Annotated in this window: 19 protein-coding genes; 9 read left to right on the top strand and 10 right to left on the bottom strand. The window is 68.4% G+C overall.

What is annotated here, in order from left to right; all coding sequences use genetic code 11:
- Positions 1-32: 32 nt before the first annotated feature.
- Together STRVI_RS43585 and STRVI_RS43590 are read left to right on the top strand one after the other, a co-directional pair.
- On the top strand, positions 33-1,115 hold the full coding sequence (locus tag STRVI_RS43585; protein ID WP_014061957.1) for an inositol-3-phosphate synthase: 1,083 nt from the start codon (positions 33-35) through the stop codon (positions 1,113-1,115).
- Between the two features lie 85 nt (positions 1,116-1,200).
- Positions 1,201-2,559: an MFS transporter gene (locus STRVI_RS43590; protein WP_014061958.1), complete on the top strand. Its 1,359-nt coding sequence runs from the start codon at positions 1,201-1,203 to the stop codon at positions 2,557-2,559.
- Here the strand turns inward: STRVI_RS43590 and STRVI_RS43595 are convergent.
- Positions 2,544-4,034 carry a CCA tRNA nucleotidyltransferase gene (locus STRVI_RS43595; RefSeq protein WP_014061959.1) on the bottom strand — a complete coding sequence of 497 codons (1,491 nt, stop codon included), beginning with the start codon at positions 4,032-4,034 and terminating at the stop codon, positions 2,544-2,546. The genes STRVI_RS43590 and STRVI_RS43595 overlap by 16 nt on opposite strands.
- A gap of 181 nt (positions 4,035-4,215) precedes the next feature.
- On the opposite strand from STRVI_RS43595, the gene STRVI_RS43600 reads away from it, so the two are divergent.
- The 7 genes from STRVI_RS43600 to trxA all read left to right on the top strand — a co-directional run bounded on the left by STRVI_RS43600 (position 4,216) and on the right by trxA (position 13,976).
- Positions 4,216-6,573 carry a DUF6049 family protein gene (locus STRVI_RS43600; protein ID WP_078505639.1) on the top strand — a complete coding sequence of 786 codons (2,358 nt, stop codon included), beginning with the start codon at positions 4,216-4,218 and terminating at the stop codon, positions 6,571-6,573.
- A 48-nt stretch (positions 6,574-6,621) separates the two neighbouring features.
- On the top strand, positions 6,622-8,982 hold the full coding sequence (gene murJ / locus STRVI_RS43605; RefSeq protein WP_014061961.1) for a murein biosynthesis integral membrane protein MurJ: 2,361 nt from the start codon (positions 6,622-6,624) through the stop codon (positions 8,980-8,982).
- A gap of 110 nt (positions 8,983-9,092) precedes the next feature.
- The gene (locus STRVI_RS43610; RefSeq protein WP_014061962.1) at positions 9,093-10,808 is read left to right on the top strand and encodes a protein kinase family protein; all 1,716 of its coding nucleotides are present in this window, start codon (positions 9,093-9,095) and stop codon (positions 10,806-10,808) included.
- Positions 10,809-10,844: 36 nt separating this feature from the next.
- Positions 10,845-11,534 (top strand): RNA polymerase sigma factor SigM, encoded by a 690-nt coding sequence (gene sigM, locus STRVI_RS43615; protein WP_014061963.1) that lies wholly within the window; start codon positions 10,845-10,847, stop codon positions 11,532-11,534.
- Positions 11,531-12,499, top strand: a complete 969-nt coding sequence (locus STRVI_RS43620; RefSeq protein WP_014061964.1) for a hypothetical protein — start codon at positions 11,531-11,533, stop codon at positions 12,497-12,499. The genes sigM and STRVI_RS43620 overlap by 4 nt, the downstream gene beginning before the upstream one ends.
- A gap of 154 nt (positions 12,500-12,653) precedes the next feature.
- A complete protein-coding gene (gene trxB / locus STRVI_RS43625) occupies positions 12,654-13,604 on the top strand; it encodes a thioredoxin-disulfide reductase (RefSeq protein WP_014061965.1) in 951 nt (316 codons plus the stop codon).
- A gap of 42 nt (positions 13,605-13,646) precedes the next feature.
- Complete coding sequence (gene trxA / locus STRVI_RS43630) at positions 13,647-13,976, top strand: thioredoxin (RefSeq protein ID WP_014061966.1); 330 nt, start codon at positions 13,647-13,649, stop codon at positions 13,974-13,976.
- 76 nt (positions 13,977-14,052) lie between these two features.
- Here the strand turns inward: trxA and STRVI_RS43635 are convergent, their stop codons facing one another.
- The 9 genes from STRVI_RS43635 to rpmH all read right to left on the bottom strand — a co-directional run bounded on the left by STRVI_RS43635 (position 14,053) and on the right by rpmH (position 20,799).
- Complete coding sequence (locus STRVI_RS43635) at positions 14,053-14,670, bottom strand: GNAT family N-acetyltransferase (protein ID WP_014061967.1); 618 nt, start codon at positions 14,668-14,670, stop codon at positions 14,053-14,055.
- Between the two features lie 325 nt (positions 14,671-14,995).
- A complete protein-coding gene (locus STRVI_RS43640; protein ID WP_014061968.1) occupies positions 14,996-16,138 on the bottom strand; it encodes a ParB/RepB/Spo0J family partition protein in 1,143 nt (380 codons plus the stop codon).
- Entirely contained in the window at positions 16,135-17,220 is a 1,086-nt protein-coding gene (locus tag STRVI_RS43645; RefSeq protein WP_078505641.1) for a ParA family protein, read from the bottom strand. The genes STRVI_RS43640 and STRVI_RS43645 overlap by 4 nt, the downstream gene beginning before the upstream one ends.
- 226 nt (positions 17,221-17,446) lie before the next feature.
- The gene (gene rsmG / locus STRVI_RS43650; RefSeq protein WP_014061970.1) at positions 17,447-18,160 is read right to left on the bottom strand and encodes a 16S rRNA (guanine(527)-N(7))-methyltransferase RsmG; all 714 of its coding nucleotides are present in this window, start codon (positions 18,158-18,160) and stop codon (positions 17,447-17,449) included.
- Positions 18,161-18,271: 111 nt separating this feature from the next.
- Positions 18,272-18,781 (bottom strand): protein jag, encoded by a 510-nt coding sequence (locus tag STRVI_RS43655; RefSeq protein WP_014061971.1) that lies wholly within the window; start codon positions 18,779-18,781, stop codon positions 18,272-18,274.
- A gap of 15 nt (positions 18,782-18,796) precedes the next feature.
- Positions 18,797-19,936: a membrane protein insertase YidC gene (gene yidC / locus STRVI_RS43660; protein WP_014061972.1), complete on the bottom strand. Its 1,140-nt coding sequence runs from the start codon at positions 19,934-19,936 to the stop codon at positions 18,797-18,799.
- 3 nt (positions 19,937-19,939) lie between these two features.
- Positions 19,940-20,257, bottom strand: coding sequence for a membrane protein insertion efficiency factor YidD (gene yidD, locus STRVI_RS43665; protein WP_014061973.1), 318 nt, complete (start codon positions 20,255-20,257; stop codon positions 19,940-19,942).
- Entirely contained in the window at positions 20,254-20,637 is a 384-nt protein-coding gene (rnpA, locus tag STRVI_RS49530; protein WP_078505643.1) for a ribonuclease P protein component, read from the bottom strand. The genes yidD and rnpA overlap by 4 nt, the downstream gene beginning before the upstream one ends.
- 24 nt (positions 20,638-20,661) lie before the next feature.
- The gene (rpmH, locus tag STRVI_RS49535; protein WP_009716483.1) at positions 20,662-20,799 is read right to left on the bottom strand and encodes a 50S ribosomal protein L34; all 138 of its coding nucleotides are present in this window, start codon (positions 20,797-20,799) and stop codon (positions 20,662-20,664) included.
- Positions 20,800-21,086 lie beyond the last annotated feature (287 nt).

Below are 21,086 nucleotides of genomic sequence, written 5' to 3' on the forward strand. Positions count from 1 at the left end.
GCCTCATCCAGTACACACAGGGAGCAACCGGAATGGGTTCGGTTCGTGTAGCCATCGTCGGCGTGGGCAACTGCGCCGCCTCGCTGGTACAGGGCGTCGAGTACTACAAGGACGCCGACCCGGACACCCGCGTGCCGGGTCTGATGCACGTGCAGTTCGGCGACTACCACGTGAACGACGTGGAGTTCGTGGCCGCCTTCGACGTGGACGCGAAGAAGGTCGGCCTGGACCTCGCGGACGCCATCGGCGCCAGTGAGAACAACACCATCAAGATCTGCGACGTGCCGACGGCCGGTGTCACGGTCCAGCGCGGCCACACGCTCGACGGACTCGGCAAGTACTACCGCCAGACCATCGACGAGTCCGACGAGGCCCCGGTCGACGTCGTCCAGGTCCTCAAGGACAAGCAGGTCGACGTTCTGGTCTGCTACCTCCCGGTCGGCTCCGAGGACGCCGCCAAGTACTACGCCCAGTGCGCCATCGACGCCAAGGTCGCCTTCGTCAACGCCCTTCCGGTCTTCATCGCCGGCACCAAGGAGTGGGCGGACAAGTTCACCGAGGCCGGGGTGCCGATCGTCGGTGACGACATCAAGTCGCAGGTCGGCGCGACCATCACGCACCGCGTGATGGCCAAGCTGTTCGAGGACCGGGGCGTCGTCCTGGACCGCACCATGCAGCTGAACGTCGGCGGCAACATGGACTTCAAGAACATGCTCGAGCGGGAGCGCCTGGAGTCCAAGAAGATCTCCAAGACCCAGGCCGTCACCTCCCAGATCCCCGACCGCGATCTGGGCGCCGACAACGTCCACATCGGCCCCTCGGACTTCGTGGCCTGGCTGGACGACCGCAAGTGGGCGTATGTCCGCCTGGAGGGCCGCGCGTTCGGCGATGTCCCGCTGAACCTGGAGTACAAGCTCGAGGTGTGGGACTCCCCGAACTCCGCGGGTGTCATCATCGACGCGCTGCGCGCCGCGAAGATCGCCAAGGACCGCGGCATCGGCGGCCCGATCCTCTCCGCCTCCTCGTACTTCATGAAGTCGCCGCCGGTGCAGTACTTCGACAACGAGGCGCAGCAGAACGTGGAGAAGTTCATCAAGGGCGAGGTCGAGCGCTGACGCGCCATGCGCTGATTCCCGCCGCGTGATCACGGGCCTTCGGGTAATACACCCGGAGGCCCGTGTGGTGTGTGAGGCTGATGTCATGCCTGTTGTGCGTGATCTCCGCGTACTGCTGCAACTGCGTGACTTCCGGAGCCTTCTCACCATCCGCCTGCTGTCCCAGGCGGCTGACGGCGTCTACCAGGTCGCACTCGCCACGTATGTGGTCTTCTCCCCGGAGAAGCAGACCTCCGCCACGGCCATCGCCTCCGCCATGGCCGTTCTGCTGCTCCCCTACTCCCTGCTCGGCCCCTTCGCCGGTGTGCTGCTGGACCGCTGGCGCCGGCGGCAGGTCCTGCTCTACGGCAATCTGCTGCGCTCGGGACTGGCCACCGGAACCGCCGTGCTGGTCCTCGGTCAGGTGCCGGAGTGGCTCTTCTACGTCTCGGCCCTGTCGGTGACGGCCGTCAACCGCTTTGTGCTGGCCGGTCTTTCGGCGGCCCTGCCGCGGGTCGTCGACAGCCCGGAACGTCTGGTCATGGCCAACTCCCTCTCGCCCACCGCCGGAACGCTCGCCGCCACGGCCGGGGGCAGCCTCGCCTTCATCGTCCGGCTCTCCGGCCCGGGAGGCACCTCGTCGGACGCGCTGGTCGTCCTGGTGGGCGCCGCCCTCTATCTCATCGCCGGGCTCACGGCCCTGTCGATGGCCCCGGGCCTGCTGGGGCCGGATCCCGCGGCCCTTCAACCCCGTCTCCCCGCAGCCCTGATGAGCACCGCGCGGGGTCTGGCCGCGGGTGTACGCCATCTCCTGGAGCGCCGGGATCCCACCGTGGCGCTGGCCGCGATGACGCTGATGCGCTTCTGCTACGGGGCGCTCACGGTGACGGTACTGATGCTCTGCCGCTACGCATGGGCCGACACCGAGTCCGAGGGGCTCGCGCTTCTGGGGCTGGCCGTCGGCGTCTCGGGCGCGGGCTTCTTCGCGGCGGCGGTGATCACGCCATGGGCGGTGGCCCGGCTCAGGAAGCCTGCGTCCTCCCGGCCGGACGGCCGGCTCTCCTGGGTCATGGTGTGTGCGGGAAGCGCGGCCCTTCTGGAGCCGGGTCTCGGGCTGCCCTTCGAGCCCGCCCCCATACTGATCGCCGCGTTCGTCCTCGGGCTCGTCACCCAGGGCGCGAAGATCGCCACCGACACCGTGGTGCAGTCCGCCATCGCCGATGACTTCCGCGGCCGGATCTTCTCCCTCTATGACGTGCTGTTCAACGTCGCCTTCGTGGGAGCCGCGGCGGTCGCCGCGGTGATACTGCCGCCGGACGGCAGATCGGCCCGACTGCTGATTTGTGTGGCGCTGATCTACGCGGCCACCGCGCTGCTCGTCAGGTTTCACGTGAAACATGACCGGGAGCACGCCCAGCGGGTCGATGTTTCACGTGAAACCGGAGGGGCTCAGCCCTCCGACTGAGCGTCCCACCACTCCTGGAGCGTGGCGATCGCGGTCTCCCGCTCCATCGGGCCGTGCTCCAGCCGCATCTCCAGCAGATGCTTGTACGCCTTGCCGACCTGCGGCCCCGGGGGGATTCCGAGGATCTTCATGATCTCGTTGCCGTCCAGATCCGGGCGGATCGAGTCCAGCTCCTCCTGCTCCTGAAGCTGGGCGATGCGCTCCTCGAGGCCGTCGTACGCACGCGAGAGCGCCGTAGCCTTCCGCTTGTTGCGGGTGGTGCAGTCCGAGCGGGTCAGCTTGTGCAGCCGGTCCAGCAGCGGCCCGGCGTCACGGACATAGCGACGGACGGCGGAGTCGGTCCATTCCCCCGTGCCGTAGCCGTGGAAGCGCAGATGCAGCTCGACAAGGCGTGAGACGTCCTTGATCAGCTCATTGGAGTACTTGAGCTTCGTCATCCGGTATTTGGTCATCTTGGCTCCCACCACCTCGTGGTGGTGGAAGGAGACCCGGCCGTCCTTCTCGAAGCGGCGCGTCTTGGGCTTACCGATGTCGTGCAGCAGCGCGGCCAGCCGCAGCACCAGATCGGGCCCCTCGGCCTCCAGGTCGATGGCCTGGTCCAGCACCGTCAGCGAATGCTCGTACACATCCTTGTGGCGGTGGTGCTCATCACGCTCCAGGCGCAGCGCCGGAAGCTCCGGCAGGACGCGGTCGGCAAGCCCGGTCTCCACCAGCAGCCGCAGCCCCTCACGGGGGTGATCGGCCAGGATGAGCTTGTTGAGCTCGTCACGTACCCGCTCGGCCGAGACGATGTCGATACGGTCGGCCATCGACGTCATCGCGGCGACCACCTCGGGGGCCACCTCGAAGTCGAGCTGCGCGGCGAAGCGCGCGGCACGCATCATCCGCAGCGGATCGTCGGAGAAGGACTCCTCGGGCGTCCCTGGGGTGCGCAGCACCCGGGCGGCGAGATCCTCCAGACCGTGGTGCGGGTCGATGAACTCCTTCTGCGGAAGCGCCACGGCCATCGCGTTGACCGTGAAGTCCCGACGGACCAGGTCCTCCTCGATGGAGTCGCCGTACGACACCTCGGGCTTCCGGGATGTCCGGTCATAGGCTTCTGACCGATAAGTCGTGATTTCAATCTGGAAGCTCTGATCCGACCCGCTTCCTGCAGCCATGTCCTTACGGCAGCCGACGGTGCCGAAGGCGATGCCGACATCCCACACCGCGTCCGCCCACGGCCGTACGATCTTCAATACCTCGTCCGGCCGGGCGTCCGTCGTGAAGTCCAGATCGTTACCGAGCCGGCCGAGCAGCGCGTCCCGTACCGAGCCGCCAACCAGGGCCAGGCGGAAACCGGCCTGCTGGAAGTGACGGGCAAGATCGTCGGCGACGGGAGAGACCCGCAGAAGCTCGCCCACGGCGCGGCGCTGCACCTGGCTGAGCTCATTGGTCGGCTGCGGGGGTCGGCTGTCATTGTTGGCGTTCGGCACAACAGAACAGGGTACGTGGCCGTGCGCCCCGCGGACTCCACACCCGACGCGGACCACCACTGCGTAACGATCTTGTGGAGCCATCCACAGCACTTCGCCACAGCGGGCATCGTTACCATTTCGTGGACGCACATTGCGACGACCACTGACGACCTACTGACGACAAGGGACGGGCGAGCGCGTGGCCGATGCGGCAGACCTCCGGGGGACAACTTCCGCTCGCGCACGACGATGGTTGCGGCGCACAGCGGCCCTGCTCGCCGCGGCGCCGATGCTCGCGGGCCTGACACAGATTCCGGCGGCGCCCGCCGCCCACGCGGAGAGCAAGGCCACCGGCTCGCGGTCGGTGGACGTCTCCATCACCTCACTGACCCCCACCGCGCCGAAGAAGAGCGACACCCTCACCGTCAGCGGCACCGTCACCAATGACACCAAGAGCACGGTGTCGGGGGCCCGGGTGGGCCTCCGCGTCGGTCCGACCATGGACGGCCGCAGCGCGATCGACACCGCCGCCCACCGCACCGGCTATACGGAGGGCCTCGACGGCACCGAGATGGACGGCAAATACGCCAAGAAGATCGGCAAGCTGTCCGCCGGCGCCAGCCGTGACTTCTCCCTCTCCATACCGGTGGACCAGTTGCACCTCGGGGAGAACGGCGTCTATCAGCTCGGCGTCTCGCTCACCGGTGGCACCTCCAGTCAGCCCTGGCCGCAGGTGCTGGGCATCGAGCGGACCTTCCTGCCCTGGCAGTCCGGCACGGCAACGAAGAAGTCCCAGCTCACCTATCTGTGGCCACTGATCTCCGCCACCCATGTGACGGCGCGCACGGACAACGACGAGGACCGCACCCCGATCTTCCGGGACGACCGCCTCGCCGAGGAGCTGGCCCCCGGCGGCCGTCTCCAGCAGATGGTCGCCCTGGGGAAGAACCTCCCCATCACCTGGGTGATCGACCCCGACCTGCTCGCCACGGTCGACGCGATGACCAAGAAGTACGAGGTCCAGAACCCCTCGGGCAAGGGGACCACGGCGGGCCACGGCCAGACGGTCGCCAAGCAGTGGCTCGACGCCCTGCAGAAGGCCGTGGACGGCAAACAGGTGGTCGCGCTGCCGTTCGCCGACCCCGACCTCGCCTCGCTCGCCCACCGCGGCAAGAACGTCACCGGCACCCTCAGCCACCTCCAGGACGCCACCGAGCTCGCCTCGACGACCATGGAGACCATCCTCGGGGTGAGGCCGCGCACGGACTTCGCCTGGCCCGTGGACGGGGCGGTCGACTCCTCGATCGTGGACGTCGCCACCTCCGCGGGCGCGCACAACGTCATCGCCCGCAGCGACAGCCTGCGCGAGACCGGTGGACTCCCCTACACCCCCACCGCGGCCCGCCAGATCGGCGGCGGCAATACGGCGGTGGTCGCCGACGCACGGCTCTCGACGGCCTTCACCGGCGACATGTCCAAGGCGGAGAACTCCACCCTCGCCATCCAGACGTTCCTGGCCCAGAGCCAGATGTTCAACCTGCAGGCGCCGGACAAGCAGCGCAGCATCGTGGTCGCCCCCCAGCGGACGCCCACCACCAGCCAGGCGCAGGCGATGGCGGCGGCCCTGGAGGGCCTCTCCGGGCAGTGGACGCAGCCGCTGAGCCTGGGACAGGCCGCGAAGGCGAAGCCCGACCCGAGCGCCACCCAGCGGGTGCCGAGCTCCCGCTCGTACCCCCGGTCGCTGCGCGCACGGGAACTGCCCACCGAGGCGTTCGACAGGATCCAGGAGACCCAGAAGACCCTGGACAATTTCGAGCCGATTCTGACCGCCAAGTACCGGGTGGTCACTCCCTTCGGGAACGCGATCAGGCGCGAGATGTCGACCTCATGGCGCAGCGAGGCACACAACGCGGCCGGCTTCCGGCACGACGTGCAGACCTATCTGTCCGGGCTCACCAAGAAGGTGCGCCTGGTCCCCAAGACGGACATGACCCTCTCCGGGCGGAGCGCGACCGTCCCGGTGACCCTGCAGAACAACCTGGTGCAGGGTGTCGAGCTGCGGCTCGTCCTCCGCTCCCAGCAGGGCAACCGGCTGGCGATCAGCGACCCTCAGCTGGTCAATGTGGAGGGCGGCCACAGCCAGTCCGTGAAGTTCGGGACCACGGCCAACGCGAACGGCCCGGTGTGGGTGTCGGCCCAGCTCTACACCCCGGACGGACAGCCTTACGGCCGCGAGATGCTGTTCGAGGTGAATGTCACCGAAATCACGTCGACCGTGATTCTCGTGATCGCCGGCGGTGTGCTGCTGCTGGTCCTCGCCGGTGTCCGGATCTACGTCCAGCGCAAGCGCGCGGCCGCCAGGAGCGGTGAGGACGGCGGAGACGGGGAAGACGCCGAGACGGCGCACGGGCAGGATGAGGACGACAGCGAGGCCTCGGAGACCGACCGGCGTGACCCCGCGCACGCCCTCGTGCCCGAGCAGCCGAGTGACCCGGCGGCGGACACCGGATCGCAAAGCGCTGGCCCGTCCGGCTCGGGTGAGAAAGTGGAGCGTTGAGCAAGGCCGGGGCCGGTCGGCCGCAGCGGACGATGAGGTGGGGTAGCGATGAACGCGCCGTATGACGGTGATGGCCGAGTGCCACCACCGCCGCAGCCTTCTCCTCACGGCTCCCACGACCCTTACGGACAGGAACCGCACCAGCGCGATCCGTATCTGGGCGACGCCCACCAGGCCCCCCAGGCCGACCCGCGCCAGTCGTACGGCCAGCAGTACTACGCACCGGATCCGTATCTGGACGATACGTACGCGACGGGCAGCTTCACGCCCTACCCGTATCCGACGCAGGACCGCTACGCCCACGACCCGCTGACAGATCCGCTGTACGACCGGCACGCCCCCCACACACCGCAGCAGGGTGGCTACCAGCAGCAGCACTACCAGCAGCCCCCCACACCGCAGGGCCCCGACCCGCGCGCAGCCGCCCCCGGCCACCAGGGCGCGGCACAGCAGCCGTACACCGGCGGTCAGCCGGGCCCCGGGTATCCGGGGCCCGGCGACGGCTACGGCGCGCCACAGCAGCCGCAGCGGGACGCCTTCGCGCATCTCTACCGCGATCAGCAGCCCTATGACCCCGGGGCCGCCCAGGGCCAGGGCTACCAGCAAGGCCCGGAGAACTACCCGCACGGGCAGGCGCCCGCACAGGGGCAGGCACCGGTCCCCGGACCGTCGAGATCCGAGTCCGCCCATGCCGCGGCCGCCGCTCCCACGGTGGCCGCTCCCGTCGTGACCGCCCCCGCGGCCGAGCCGGAGCCGAAGAAGCCCTCAGGGGGCCGGGCCGGGAGTCTGCTGCAGTCAAGCGCGCTGATGGCCGCAGGCACCCTGGTCTCCCGTCTGACCGGCTTCGTCCGACAGATGGTGATCGTCGCGGGCCTCGGCGCCGCCAGCCTCGGCCAGGCTTACCAGGTCGCCTACCAGCTGCCCGCGATGATCTACTTCCTCACCGTCGGCGGCGGCCTGAACTCCGTCTTCGTCCCACAGCTCGTGCGCTCGATGAAGGAGGACGACGACGGCGGAGTCGCCTACGCCAACCGTCTGCTCACCTTGACGATGGTCGCGCTCGGCAGCCTCGTCGCGGTTTCACTGTTCGCGGCTCCGGCACTGATCCGGATGCTCTCTGCGGACATCGCCAGCGATCCCCCCTCCAACGAGGTTGCGGTCACCTTCGCCCGCTACTGCCTGCCCACCATCTTCTTCATGGGCGTGCACGTCGTGGTCGGTCAGATCCTCAACGCCCGGGGCAAGTTCGGCGCGATGATGTGGACCCCGGTCCTCAACAACATTGTCGTCATCGCCACTTTCGGCCTCTTCATCTGGGTGTTCGGCACCTCCAGCAACTCCAACATGGGTGTCACGACCATCACGCCGGAAGGCATCCGGCTGCTGGGCATCGGCACACTCCTCGGCCTCACCGTCCAGGCCCTGGCGATGTTCCCCTATCTCCGGGCAGCCGGTTTCCGCTTCAGGCCACGCTTCGACTGGCGTGGCCACGGACTCGGCAAGGCCGCCAAACTGGCCAAGTGGACCGTGCTGTTTGTGCTCGCCAACCAGGCCGGCAACATCGTGGTCACCCAGCTCGCCACCGCGGCCGGTACGGAGGCCGACAACGGGGGCCACCCAGGAGCGAGCTACGTCGGCTACACGAGTGCTCAGCTCATCTGGAACATGCCGCAGGCCATCATCACCGTGTCGGTGATGGCAGCTCTGCTCCCCAGGCTCTCCCGGGCGGCCCACGACGGCGACCCCGGAGCGGTCCGCGACGACATCTCGCAGGGCCTGCGCACCTCCGCCGTCGCCATCGTCCCCCTCTCCTTCGGCTTCATCGCGCTCGGTATCCCCCTCTGCACCCTGCTTTTCGGGACGTCGGGCACCGAGACGGCCCAAGCCATGGGCTACATCCTCATGGCGTTCGGCCTCGGACTCATCCCCTTCTCCGTGCAGTACGTCGTCCTCCGCGGCTTCTACGCCTACGAGGACACCCGCACCCCCTTCTACAACACGGTGATCGTCGCTGCCGTCAACGCCGCCGGCTCCGCGCTCGCCTATGTCGTGCTCCCCGCCCGCTGGGCCGTCGCCGGTATGGCGGCCGCCTACGGTCTGGCCTACGCGACCGGCGTGGGCGTGGCCTGGAAGCGGCTGCGCGACCGGCTGGGCGGCGATCTGGACGGCCCCCGCGTCATCCGCACCTACACCCGCCTCGCGGGCGCCAGCATCCCCGCCGCCCTCCTGGGCGGCGGCTCGGCGTACACCATCATGCAAACCCTCGGAATGGGCATCGCCGGCTCTGTAGCGGGTTTGCTGGGCGGCGGTCTCGTTCTTATCGCGGTCTTCTACATTGCTGCGAAACGGATGCGCGTTGAGGAGCTGACGGCCATGGTCGGTATGGTGCGCGGACGACTCGGACGCTGATCATTGAGCACAACCATCGTCCGCCACCGCGTGTCGTGCATAGCGGCGGACTGTGGGCACAATTGTCTTGGCTCGGAGTAGGCGCAACGGATGGGGAGGCAGGAACGACGGTGGCGGAACGGAGCACGGCTGCCGTCGACGTGGCCGACAGCGGTGGAGAGGAGCCGCTGACCGCCGAGGCGGGCAAGGCCACGGCCGACGGGGCGGGGACGAAAGAGAAGGTCGGTAAGGGGACGGAGGCCGCGGTCACCGAAGAGGTGGGCGCCGCGGCCGAAGCGGGCCCCCTAGAGCTGCACAGCGGTCACAAGTTGGCCAGACGCTATCGTCTGGAGGAGTGCGTCACCCGTCTGGACGGATTCAGCAGTTGGCGTGCTGTGGACGAGAAGCTGCGGCGTGCCGTCGGCGTGCATGTCCTGCCCGCCGACCATCCGCGCGCCAGGCCGGTGCTCGCCGCCGCCCGTTCGGCGGCCTTGCTGGGCGATCCCCGCTTCGTCCAGGTCCTCGACGCCGTCGAGGAGAACGATCTCGTCTATGTCGTCCATGAGTGGCTTCCCGACGCCACCGAACTCACCGCCGTGCTGGCCGCCGGGCCGCTCGAGCCGCACGACGCCTACCAATTGGTCAGCCAGGTCTCCCAGGCCATGGCCGCCGCTCACCGCGAGGGCCTGGCCCATCTGCGGCTGAACCCCGGCTCCGTGCTGCGCACCGAGTCCGGCCAGTACCGCATCCGGGGACTCGCCGTCATGGCCGCCCTGCGCGGTATCAGCGTCGACCACCCGCAGCGCACGGATACCGAGGCGATCGGCGCGCTGCTGTACGCGGCGCTCACTCAGCGCTGGCCGTACGACACCGACGCCTACGGCCTCTCCGGGCTGCCCAAGGGCGTGGGCCTGATCGCCCCCGACCAGGTCCGCGCGGGAGTGCACCGCGGTCTGTCCGAGCTCGCGATGCGCGCCCTGGTCAACGACGGGGCCACCGCTTCCCGTCAGGACCAGCCCTGCACCACCCCCGAGGAACTGGCCAAGGCCGTCGCGGCCATGCCGCGCATCCGGCCGCCCGAGCCCGCCTACACCCCTTCGCCGGCGTATTCGCGCACGACGTACCAACAGGGCGTGTACGGCCAGCCGCCGAACCGTGGCGGCGCCGCGCACACGGCCCGCCCGGCCGCTCCCATGCCGCCTCCGCCGCCGCTGCAGAGCCGCACGGGCAAGGCCCTCAAGTGGACCGTCTCCGCCCTTCTGATCGCCGCCCTCGGCCTCGGCAGCTGGCAGCTCGCGGACACCCTCCTGAAGGAGGAGAACAAGACCGACCCGGGCAAGTCCTCCAGCGAGAAGGACGACGGCAAGGGCGACCAGCTCGTGGGCAAGCCGCTCGACATCTCGAGCGCCACGGAGTTCTCCCCGTTGGGTCCGCCCTTCGCCGCCGACAAGGTCAATGGAGCCGTGGACGGCGACGCGGCCACCGCCTGGGTGACCAAGGAGTTCTGGAACTACCCGAACTTCGGTAACCTGCCCCAGCGTAAGCAGGGCAGCGGCATCGTCGTCGACCTCGGCAGCGCCAAAAGCGTCGCGAGTATCGACATCGACTTCTACCGCGCCGGCCAGAAGGTGGAAGTACTCGCCGCGGATCCCTCCGCCTCCAACCCCACCTCACTCAGCGCCTTCTCCAAGCACCTCACCGATCTGAAGAGCTCCGGGAAGAAGCTGACCACCGTTCTCGACAAGCCAGTACGGACGCGTTACGTCCTGGTTCACATCACCGAGCTTCCGGCCAGCACCGCTGATCGCTACCGTGGCGGCATCTCGGAGATCAAGGTCAAGGGCTGACCCTCTACGGTCGGCCGAGAGGGGAGGGGCTCAACGTTGGACGACGCCACCATCGGCGGGGCGAGCGACGGCGAGCTCCTTGCCCGGCACGTCGACGGCGACCCGGACGCCTTCAGCGAAATAGTGCGGCGCCACCGCGACAGACTCTGGGCGGTGGCGCTGCGTACCCTCGGCGACCGTGAGGAAGCGGCCGACGCGGTCCAGGACGCGCTCGTCTCCGCCTACCGCGCCGCCCACACCTTCCGGGGCCAGTCCGCCGTGACGACCTGGCTGCACCGGATCACGGTCAATGCCTGTCTGGACCGGGCCCGCAAGGCCGCCTCCCGTCGCACCTCCCCCGTGGACGACACCGAGCGGCTCGAGCAACTTCTGGAACCCCATGAATCAGCCGCCGCTCCCGCCGAACGCGGTGATCTCCATCGCGAACTGCTCCGGGCGCTGCGCACCCTCCCTCCCGAGCAGCGCGCGGCCCTGGTGCTGGTCGACATGCAGGGCTATCCCGTCGCGGAGGCGGCGAAGGTCCTGGACGTGCCGACCGGCACCGTGAAGAGCCGCTGTGCCCGGGGCCGCGCACGACTGCTGCCGCTGCTCTCACATCTCCATCCCAGCGGGAGGGGTAGCTCACCCTCGGGCGTGGGAAGGAACCGGACGCAGGGGACGTCCGTCCCACCGACGGCAGGACCGAACGACACAGATGCCGTGAAGGGCGGAGGTGGGCGAGCGTGACATCCTCGACGGACACGGACGAGCACCCTGAAGTCGCGGAGATCTCCGCACTCACCGAGGGTTTGCTCTCTCCGTCCCGCGCCGTCGATGTGCGCACTCACCTCGCGAGCTGCGTGCTGTGCGCGGACGTATCGACGTCCCTGGAAGAAATCCGCTCCCTGCTCGGGACCCTGCCAGGGCCGGTGCGGATGCCCGCCGATATCGCGGGCCGCATCGACGCGGCGCTGGCCGCCGAAGCGCTCCTTGACGCGACCGCCCCCGAGGCGGTGGCCGATGTTTCACGTGAAACTCCGGATCCGCACCCGGAACCCACGCCGGTTTCACGTGAAACCGCCAATGGCATCCCCGCCTCCGACACCGTGAAGTCCCCGTCCAAGTCCTCCACCGCGGCGGACCGGCCCGCCGGCCGCCCGCGTGGGGCCACCGGACCGGCGCGAGGGTCCACCGGACCCGGCGCCCGCCCGGGCCGCGCCCGCCGCTGGCCCAAGGTCGTCCTCGGCAGCGCCTGCGCCGCGGCGGTGATCGGCGTCGGCTCCTTCTTCATCCAGGGCGGCTCCTCGGGTGATCACGGCGACAGCGGCACCCAGGCCCATGCCAGCCAGAGCTCCGGGAAGTCCACCCTCTCCTCGGGCACGCTCAAGGACCGCGTGCACGAGCTGCTCGCCGACCGGAAGTCCACCGCGTCGAACGGGGTCACCGGGCAGGGCAACTCACCCGATGTGCCGCTGCGCGCCGACGACGACCCGAATGTGCCGTCCTGTGTACAGAGCGGCACCGGCCGCAAGGAACCGGCTCTCGCGGCGCAGCAGGACACCTACGACGGCCAGACCGCCTATATCGTCGTCCTCCCGCACCCCTCCGACAGCTCGCTCGTCGATGCCTTTGTGATCGACGCGTCCTGCGTCTCGGCGTCTCCGTCGTCTCCCGGGGAACTCCTGGTGACCCGGACCTATCCGCGTCCCTGAGGCACACCGCGCGCCCCGGGGCCCTGCCTGACAGCGCTCGGGAATGCCTGACCCGTAGGATCCGTTGGGTGGGGTGGCAGTGGAATTCCGGGGGCACCCGGAGCCGCCCGCCCAGTCAGCAGTCCGGCAGTCGGCAGAGACAAGGAAGACATCCGTGAGCGACGTCCGCAACGTGATCATCATCGGTTCCGGGCCCGCGGGCTATACGGCCGCGCTCTACACCGCCCGCGCTGCCTTGAAGCCGCTGGTCTTCGAAGGCTCCGTGACCGCGGGTGGTGCCCTGATGAACACCACCGATGTGGAGAACTTCCCCGGCTTCCGGGACGGGATCATGGGCCCCGACCTGATGGACAACATGCGGGCTCAGGCCGAGCGCTTCGGCGCCGAGCTCATCCCGGACGATGTAATCGCGGTCGACCTCACCGAGCAGATCAAGACCGTCACCGACTCCGCCGGTACGGTCCACCGCGCCAAGACCGTCATCGTGACCACCGGCTCTCAGCACCGCAAGCTGGGGCTGGCGCGCGAGGACGAGCTCTCCGGCCGCGGTGTCTCCTGGTGTGCCACCTGTGACGGGTTCTTCTTCAAGGACCAGGACATCGCCGTCATCGGCGGCGGCGACACGGCCATGGAGGAGGCGACCTTCCTGTCGCGGTTCGCCAAGTCGGTCACGGTGGTCCACCGCCGGGACACCCTGCGCGCAAGCAAGGCGATGCAGGAGCGGGCCTTCAGCGACCCGAAGATCTCGTTCGTCTGGGACAGCGCGGTCGAGGAGATCCACGGCGACGGCAAGCTCTCCGGTCTCACCCTCCGCGATGTCAAGAAGGACGAGACCTCGGAGCTGCCGGTCACCGGACTGTTCATCGCGATCGGCCACGACCCGCGCACCGAGCTGTTCAAGGGCCAGCTGGCCCTGGACGACGAGGGCTACCTCAAGGTGGATGCGCCCACCACCCGGACGAACCTGCCCGGTGTCTTCGCCGCGGGCGACGTCGTGGACCACACCTACCGTCAGGCGATCACCGCGGCCGGCACCGGTTGCTCGGCGGCGCTGGACGCCGAGCGGTACCTCGCCTCGCTGGGCCAGGGCGACGCCACCGTCTGACTTCGCTTCCCACCCCTGCACCAACTCACTAAGGAGATTGCCATGGCCGGTGCCACGGTCACCGTGACGGACGCCGACTTCGAGGAGAAGGTCCTCAAGAGCGACAAGCCGGTACTCGTCGACTTCTGGGCCGCGTGGTGCGGTCCGTGCCGCCAGATTGCCCCCTCGCTGGAGGCGATCGCGGCCGAGCACCCCGACAAGATCGTCATCGCCAAGCTCAACATTGACGAGAACCCGGCGACGGCCGCCAAGTACGGCGTGATGTCCATCCCGACGCTCAATGTCTACCAGGGCGGCGAGGTCGCCAAGACCATCGTCGGCGCCAAGCCCAAGGCGGCCATCGAGCGCGACCTGGCCGACTTCATCGGCTGAGCGAACCACGCCTCGCGCTGATGCGCGAAGGGGCTGCCCGTGAGGGCAGCCCCTTTCGTGTTTCACGTGGAACTCTCTACAGCGGCCGAAGCGCAGGCTCCTTCTGGACGGCGCCGAGCAGCCGGTCCAGCGCCAGCTCGACATCCTCCTTCCAGGAGATCGTCGTCCTGAGCTCAAGCCTCAGCCGGGGATAGCGCGGATGCGGCCGGACGGTCTTGAAGCCCACGGCCAGCAGGTGATCGGCGGGCAGCACACACGCCGGTTCCTTCCAGGTGGCGTCCCCGAACGCTTCCACCGCCTTGAAGCCCCGGCGCATCAGATCCTTGGCGACGGTCTGCACCATCACCCGGCCCAGCCCCTGCCCCTGATATCCGGGCATCAGCCACGCCGTCATCAGCTGGACGGCATCCGCCGCGACCGGACTGGTCGGGAAGGCCGTGGAACGCGGCACATACGCCGGAGGCGCGTACAGCACAAAGCCCACCGGAACCTCGTCGACATAGACCACCCGGCCGCAGGACCCCCACTCCAGCAGCACGGCCGAGATCCATGCCTCCTTCTCCACCTCCGGCCGGCCAGTCCTTACGGCTGCCTCGCCGCTGACCGGATCGAGCTCCCAGAAGACACAGGCGCGACAGCGCTTGGGGATGTCCGGGAGATTGTCCAACGTGAGCGGTACGAGCCGACGCCCCATGAAGCCAGTCCTTCACTTCCGTGGCCAGCCGCGCCACGGGCGGCTGACAGCGCACTACGCTCCCTGAGCAGACTGCCGACGAAGCCGCCGACAGCTCCCAGGCCCAATCCTGTGGCCACCAGTCCGGTGCGGCTCACCGATCGCATGGCCCTGCCCTCCACATGCGGCGCCTCCACCTGGATCCGCCCTGCCTGATCGCATCGTATCCGTGCCGAGATTGCACCGATACCGCCCTTGGGCAAACAGCGGGTCGTGTTCCGACCATGTCGGAACACGACCCGCCCCGCACTGCCCTTCCGTGCGGCATGGCCGCACGGACAGCGCCTCACTCGTCCTCGTCCTCCGCTCCGCCCTCCGAGGAGAGCGGCTGCTCCAGTACCGGCCCCTCACCGGGAGCCAGCGAGCCGAGGATCCGCTCGAGATCCTCTATCGAGGCGAACTCGACGACGATCTTTCCCTTCTTCTGACCGAGGTCGACCTTCACCCGCGTCTCGAACCGATCGGAGAGACGCGACGCCAGATCCGTGAGCGCGGGGGACACCCTCGCACCCGCCCTCGGGCTCTTGGTCTTCGTCGTACCGCCGGATCGCGATCCCATCAGGGTGACGATCTCCTCCACCGCACGCACCGAGAGCCCCTCGGCGACAATGCGATGGGCCAGCCGGTCCTGCTCCTCCGCGTCGTCCACGGACAGCAGCGCCCGCGCATGGCCCGCGGAGAGAACCCCCGCCGCCACCCTGCGCTGAACGGACGGGGAGAGCCTCAGCAGCCGCAGCGTATTGGAGACCTGCGGACGCGAGCGTCCGATGCGGTCGGCCAGTTCGTCATGCGTGCAGTTGAAGTCCTTCAGCAACTGGTCGTACGCCGCCGCCTCTTCCAGCGGGTTCAGCTGGGCCCGGTGCAGGTTCTCCAGCAGCGCGTCGAGCAGAAGCTTCTCGTCGTCGGTGGCCCGGACGATCGAGGGGATCTTCTCCAGCCCGGCCTCACGGCAGGCCCGCCAGCGGCGCTCGCCCATGATGAGCTCATAGCGCTCCGGCGCCAACTGCCGTACGACGACGGGCTGGAGGAGACCGACCTCCTGGATCGAGGTGACCAGTTCGGCGAGCGCGTCCTCGTCGAAGACCTCACGGGGCTGTCGCGGATTGGGGGTGATGAAGTCCAGCGGCAGCTCGGCGAAGTGCGCCCCGGCCACCTCCTCCGGCATCACCGCCGGCGCGGCCTCGGGCTCCGCCTCCCGCGGTGCGGGCTCGGGCTCCTGCGGAGCGATGTGCGTCGACAGTGCGGCCACCTTGGCCGCCGCCACTCCGCGCTCCTGGGTGAGCACCGGGACCGCGGTCGGTGAGGTGGTGGCCCCGGTCGTCGTGACCGTTCCCGCCCCCGCCGAGGACGCGGCGTTGTCCGCTCCCTTCGGCGCGGGAGGGATCAGGGCACCGAGCCCACGGCCCAGTCCTCTGCGTCGCTCACTCACTGAATCCCCTCCTGCATACTGTGCTGGTCGTGCTGGCTGAGCTCGGGCAAGGCATGAACGTGCTGGGCCTCGTAGTGCACCCCGACGCCTCTGAGGGCGATCTCACGGGCCGCCTCGAGATAGGAGAGCGCCCCACTCGACCCCGGGTCATAGGTGAGGACGGTCTGCCCATAGCTGGGGGCCTCGGAGATGCGCACCGATCGGGGAATGCTCGTCCGAAGCACCTCACCGCCGAAGTGGCTGCGCACCTCGTCCGCGACCTGGGAGGCCAGCCGGGTGCGGCCGTCGTACATCGTCAGAAGGATCGTCGAGACATGGAGCTTGGGGTTGAGATGGCCCCGCACCAGATCCACGTTCCGCAGCAGCTGCCCCAGACCCTCCAGCGCGTAGTACTCGCACTGGATCGGGATCAGCACTTCGGCACCGGCCACCAGTGCATTGACCGTCAGCAGCCCCAATGAGGGCGGGCAGTCGATCAGGATGTAGTCCAGCGGCTGCTCATATGCCTGGATGGCCCGCTCCAGCCGGCTTTCCCGGGCCACCAGAGAGACCAACTCGATCTCGGCACCGGCGAGATCGATCGTGGCCGGGGCACAGAAGAGCCCCTCCACATCCGGGACCGGCTGCACCACATCGGACAGCGGCTTGCTGTCGACCAGCACGTCATAGATCGATGGGACCTCGGCATGGTGGTCGATCCCCAGCGCCGTCGAAGCATTGCCCTGTGGGTCGAGGTCGATCACCAGCACCCGACCACCGTGCAGGGCGAGCGAGGCGGCCAGGTTGACCGTGGTCGTGGTCTTTCCGACCCCGCCCTTCTGGTTGGCGACCACCATCACCCGGGTCTGTTCCGGCCGGGGAAGACCCTCACCGGCACGGCCCAGAGCTTCTACCGCCAGTTGAGCGGCACGGCCAATAGGGGTGTCGTCCATCGGGGGTGGCGTTTCACGTGAAACATCCTCCCCCGGCGATTCGGTACGGGGGCCGGGGACCGGATCGGTCATCGGCCCCGCGATGTTGGCGTCGGACCGCAAGGATTCACTCTCCTCGACATCAGGCTCGCAATAAGCAGAGCCTGCCATGCTTTTGGGGTCGTGAACCAGCGAGGTCCGTTCTCCTGTGGATGAATCCACGTTCATACGGGGTCGGCGGTCGCGGGGCGAGGCCGCCGCACGACCGCGACTGATGATTCCATGCAGCAGGGAGCGACGTTTCACGTGAAACACGATGCACGGGAGCTCTCGCCGATTGGTCGCGACACTCCGGTATGCGTAGTTTTGCCAGCTTGTATGGAGCAATACTCTCGGCTCAGGGCCGACGGCGCGGCGTCCGGCGAGCAGCCTTGGCCCGCTTCGCGGCGAAGCGCACACCCCCGGGGCTCTCCCCGACCTCGACCCGCACCACCGTCGAGGGCGGGTCCACCACTCCCTCACCGACATGCAGCACCGAGGCCTCCACCACACCCAGCTTGCCCAACGCGGCCCGGGCCTGCTTCAGCTCTTCCTCGGCGGTGTCGCCCTTCAGGAGCAGCATCTCGCCGTACGGGCGCAGCAGCGGAACCCCCCAGCCGGCCAGCCGGTCCAGCGGGGCCACCGCCCGAGCCGTCACCACATGCATCGGGGTCAGCTTCCCGAGGACCTCCTCGGCACGGCCGCGCACCACCGTCACATGCTCCAGCCCCAGCAGCTCGACCACCTCCCGCAGAAAGTTCGTCCGCCGCAGCAAGGGCTCCAGAAGCGTGATCTGGAGGTCAGGGCGAGTCAGGGCGAGCGGGATACCGGGGAGCCCGGCCCCCGACCCCACATCGCAGACGGTGACCTCCTCGGGCACCACTTCGGAGAGCACGGCGCAGTTCAGCAGATGCCGCTCCCACAGCCGCGGCACCTCGCGCGGGCCGATCAGCCCGCGCGTCACTCCCACATCGGCCAGCAGCTCGCCGTAGCGCACGGCCTCCGGGAAGCGGTCACCGAATACGTCCCTTGCCTCGGGGGGCGCCGGGGGGAGCTCCGCTGCTTCCGTCACGGGGACCGTCCTTCCGTACCGAACACTGTGCTGAACGATGATGTAAGGCTGACAAGATTCGGCCCCGTCTGCGTGCAGACGGGGCCGTGTGGATCACGATGCGGAACCGCTTCAGACCGGAAGCACGACCACGCAGCGCTGGGGCTCCTCGCCCTCGGACTCGCTGCGCAGCCCGGCGGCGGCCACAGCGTCGTGCACCACCTTCCGCTCGAAGGGCGTCATCGCCTTCAGCTTCACCGGCTGAGCGGTGCCCTTCGCCTCCTCCGCAGCCTTGGTGCCCAGCTCGGTCAGCTCGGCACGCTTACGGGCCCGGTATCCGGTGATGTCGAGCATCAGCCGGCTGCGGTCGCCGGTCTCCCGGTGCACTGCGAGGCGGGTCAGCTCCTGAAGGGCCTCCAGCACCTCACCGTCGCGACCGACCAGCTTCTGCAGATCGCGGCTGGTCGAGTCGCTGATGATCGACACCGCTGCGCGATCGGCCTCGACGTCCATGTCGATGTCGCCGTCGAGGTCCGCGATGTCCAGCAGCCCCTCGAGGTAGTCGGCCGCGATCTCCCCTTCCTGCTCAAGGCGGGAGAGGGTGTCGACACCCTCGGCGGCCGGGGTGGTGCCTTCCGTCACGGATGGACTCCTTCGTTACTTCTTGGACGGGTGCTTGGGGCGCTGCTGGCCCTTGCGCTGGCCGGACTTCGCGCCACGGGAGGAGCCGGAGGCCGAGCCGCCGGCCGGCTTGCCGCCCTGCGCGCCCTTCTTCTGCCCCGCGCCCTGCTTCTCGTCGGGCTTGGCCTCAGCGGACTTCTCGGTGGAGGCCGAGGAATCCGACTGCGCGCCGGCCCTGCTGTGGCCGGTCGTGGAGCGCTGCGCCTTGGTCTGGCGCTTGGGCTGCTGACGGTTGGCGCGCGCCGTCTCGGCCGCCTCCTTCGCGACGACCTCGGCCGGCTCCTCCTTCAGCTTGCCCTGGGCCCGCAGCCGCTCCTGGCGGGCCTTGAAGGCGATGCTGCCCGGGGTCGGGTTACGGCGGATGACGAACATCTGCTGGCCCAGGGTCCAGACGTTGGTGGTCAGCCAGTACACGAGGACACCGACGGGGAAGTTGATGCCGAAGACGGCGAACATGACCGGGAAGACGTACATCAGCATCTTCTGCTGCTGCATGAACGGCGTCTTCACCGTGAGGTCGACGTTCTTGGTCATCAGCTGGCGCTGGGTGAAGAACTGCGACGCCGACATCAGGATGATCATGGTGATCGTCACGATGCGGACATCGGTCAGCGAGGCGCCGAGGGACTCGACCTTCGAGGCCGAGTCCATGAACTTCACCGACAGCGGAGCACCGAAGATATGAGCGTTACGAGCGCTGTCCAGCAGGTTCTGGTCGATGACGCCGACCGTCTTGTTGTTCGCGATGTGGTTGAGGACCTGGTACAGCGAAATGAAGAACGGCGACTGGGCGAGGATCGGCAAGCAGCTGGAGAGCGGGTTGGTCCCCGTCTCCTTGTACAGCTTCATCATCTCTTCGGACTGACGCTGCTTGTCGCTCTTGTAGCGCTCCTGGATCGCCTTCATCTTGGGCTGGAGCGCCTGCATGTTCCGCGTCGACTTGATCTGCTTCACAAAGAGCGGGATCAGGCAGATACGGATCAGCACCACCAGCGAAACGATGGACAGACCCCACGCCCAGCCACTGTCTCGATCAAAAATAAGGCTGTAGAACGAGTGGAACTGGACGATGATCCAGGAAACTACGTCATAAAGAGGACCGAGGATCGTGTCCACGAATCAGGCTCCTTGGGCGTTGGGCTGGGTCTCGGGCTGTGCGGCAGGCTCCACAGTCGGATGCCCGCCGAGGCGGTTCCGCAGCCGCTGGTGCCACACCGGACGCTTCCGGGGCGGAACGTGGTCGACGCCACCGAGCGACCATGGGTTGCAGCGCAAGATGCGCCAGGCCGTCAGCGCCGTTCCTTTTACCGCGCCGTGCCGGTCAATGGCCGTGTAGCCATAGTGCGAGCACGACGGGTAGTACTTGCAGACCGGTCCCAGCATCGGGCTGATGGTCCACTGGTACAGCTTGATCAACCACAGCAGCGGGTACTTCATCGCGGCACCCCTCCCAGTAGCCGCTGCACTGCCGTGTCGAGATCGCGGGCCAGCTGGTCGTGACCCGCCTCACCCGCGCCGGGCAGCGCCCGTACGACCACAAGGCTACCTGCGCCAAAACGATCGATGCGGTCCCGCATCAGATGACGCAGTCGCCGCTTCACCAGATTGCGGACGACGGCGCCGCCGACCGCCTTGCTTACGACGAAACCCGCACGCGCCGGAGGAGCACTCTCCCCTGGTGCGTGCGGGTCCGTATCACCGCTGGTGAGGCCGGTACGAAGATGCACGACAAGGAGCGGGCGACCGGCCCTGCGTCCTCGGCGTACCGCGGCCGCGAAGTCCTCGCGCCGCCTCAGCCGATGCTCGGTAGGCAGCACGTCATGGACCTTGGATCAGGCTGCTCAGGCCGACAGGCGTCCGCGACCCTTGCTACGGCGGGACGCGAGGATCGCGCGGCCGGCACGGGTGCGCATACGCAGCCGGAAGCCGTGGGTCTTCGCGCGGCGACGGTTGTTCGGCTGGAAAGTGCGCTTGCTCACTCGGGGGCTCCAGAAATGAATCGGATGGTGGCGGTCTATCGCTTGGCTGTCACCGTGCGCCCACGAGTAGCTCGCAATACGCCCGAGTGCACCGCTTCACGACCACAGGTCATATCGCCCGTGATCCTTGCCCATCGGAGGCAGGCGGCAGCAGCCATCGACAACTCGACCTGGTTACGGTACGCGCGGTTACGCCATCCGGTCAAACCGGTGGCCGACACCAAGACAGCGCGGTTCCCCTCCCAGCCTAGGGGCAAGGGAACGCCCGGCGACATCGCATGGCACAT

Source organism: Streptomyces violaceusniger Tu 4113 (assembly GCF_000147815.2).
Lineage (GTDB): Bacteria > Actinomycetota > Actinomycetes > Streptomycetales > Streptomycetaceae > Streptomyces > Streptomyces violaceusniger_A.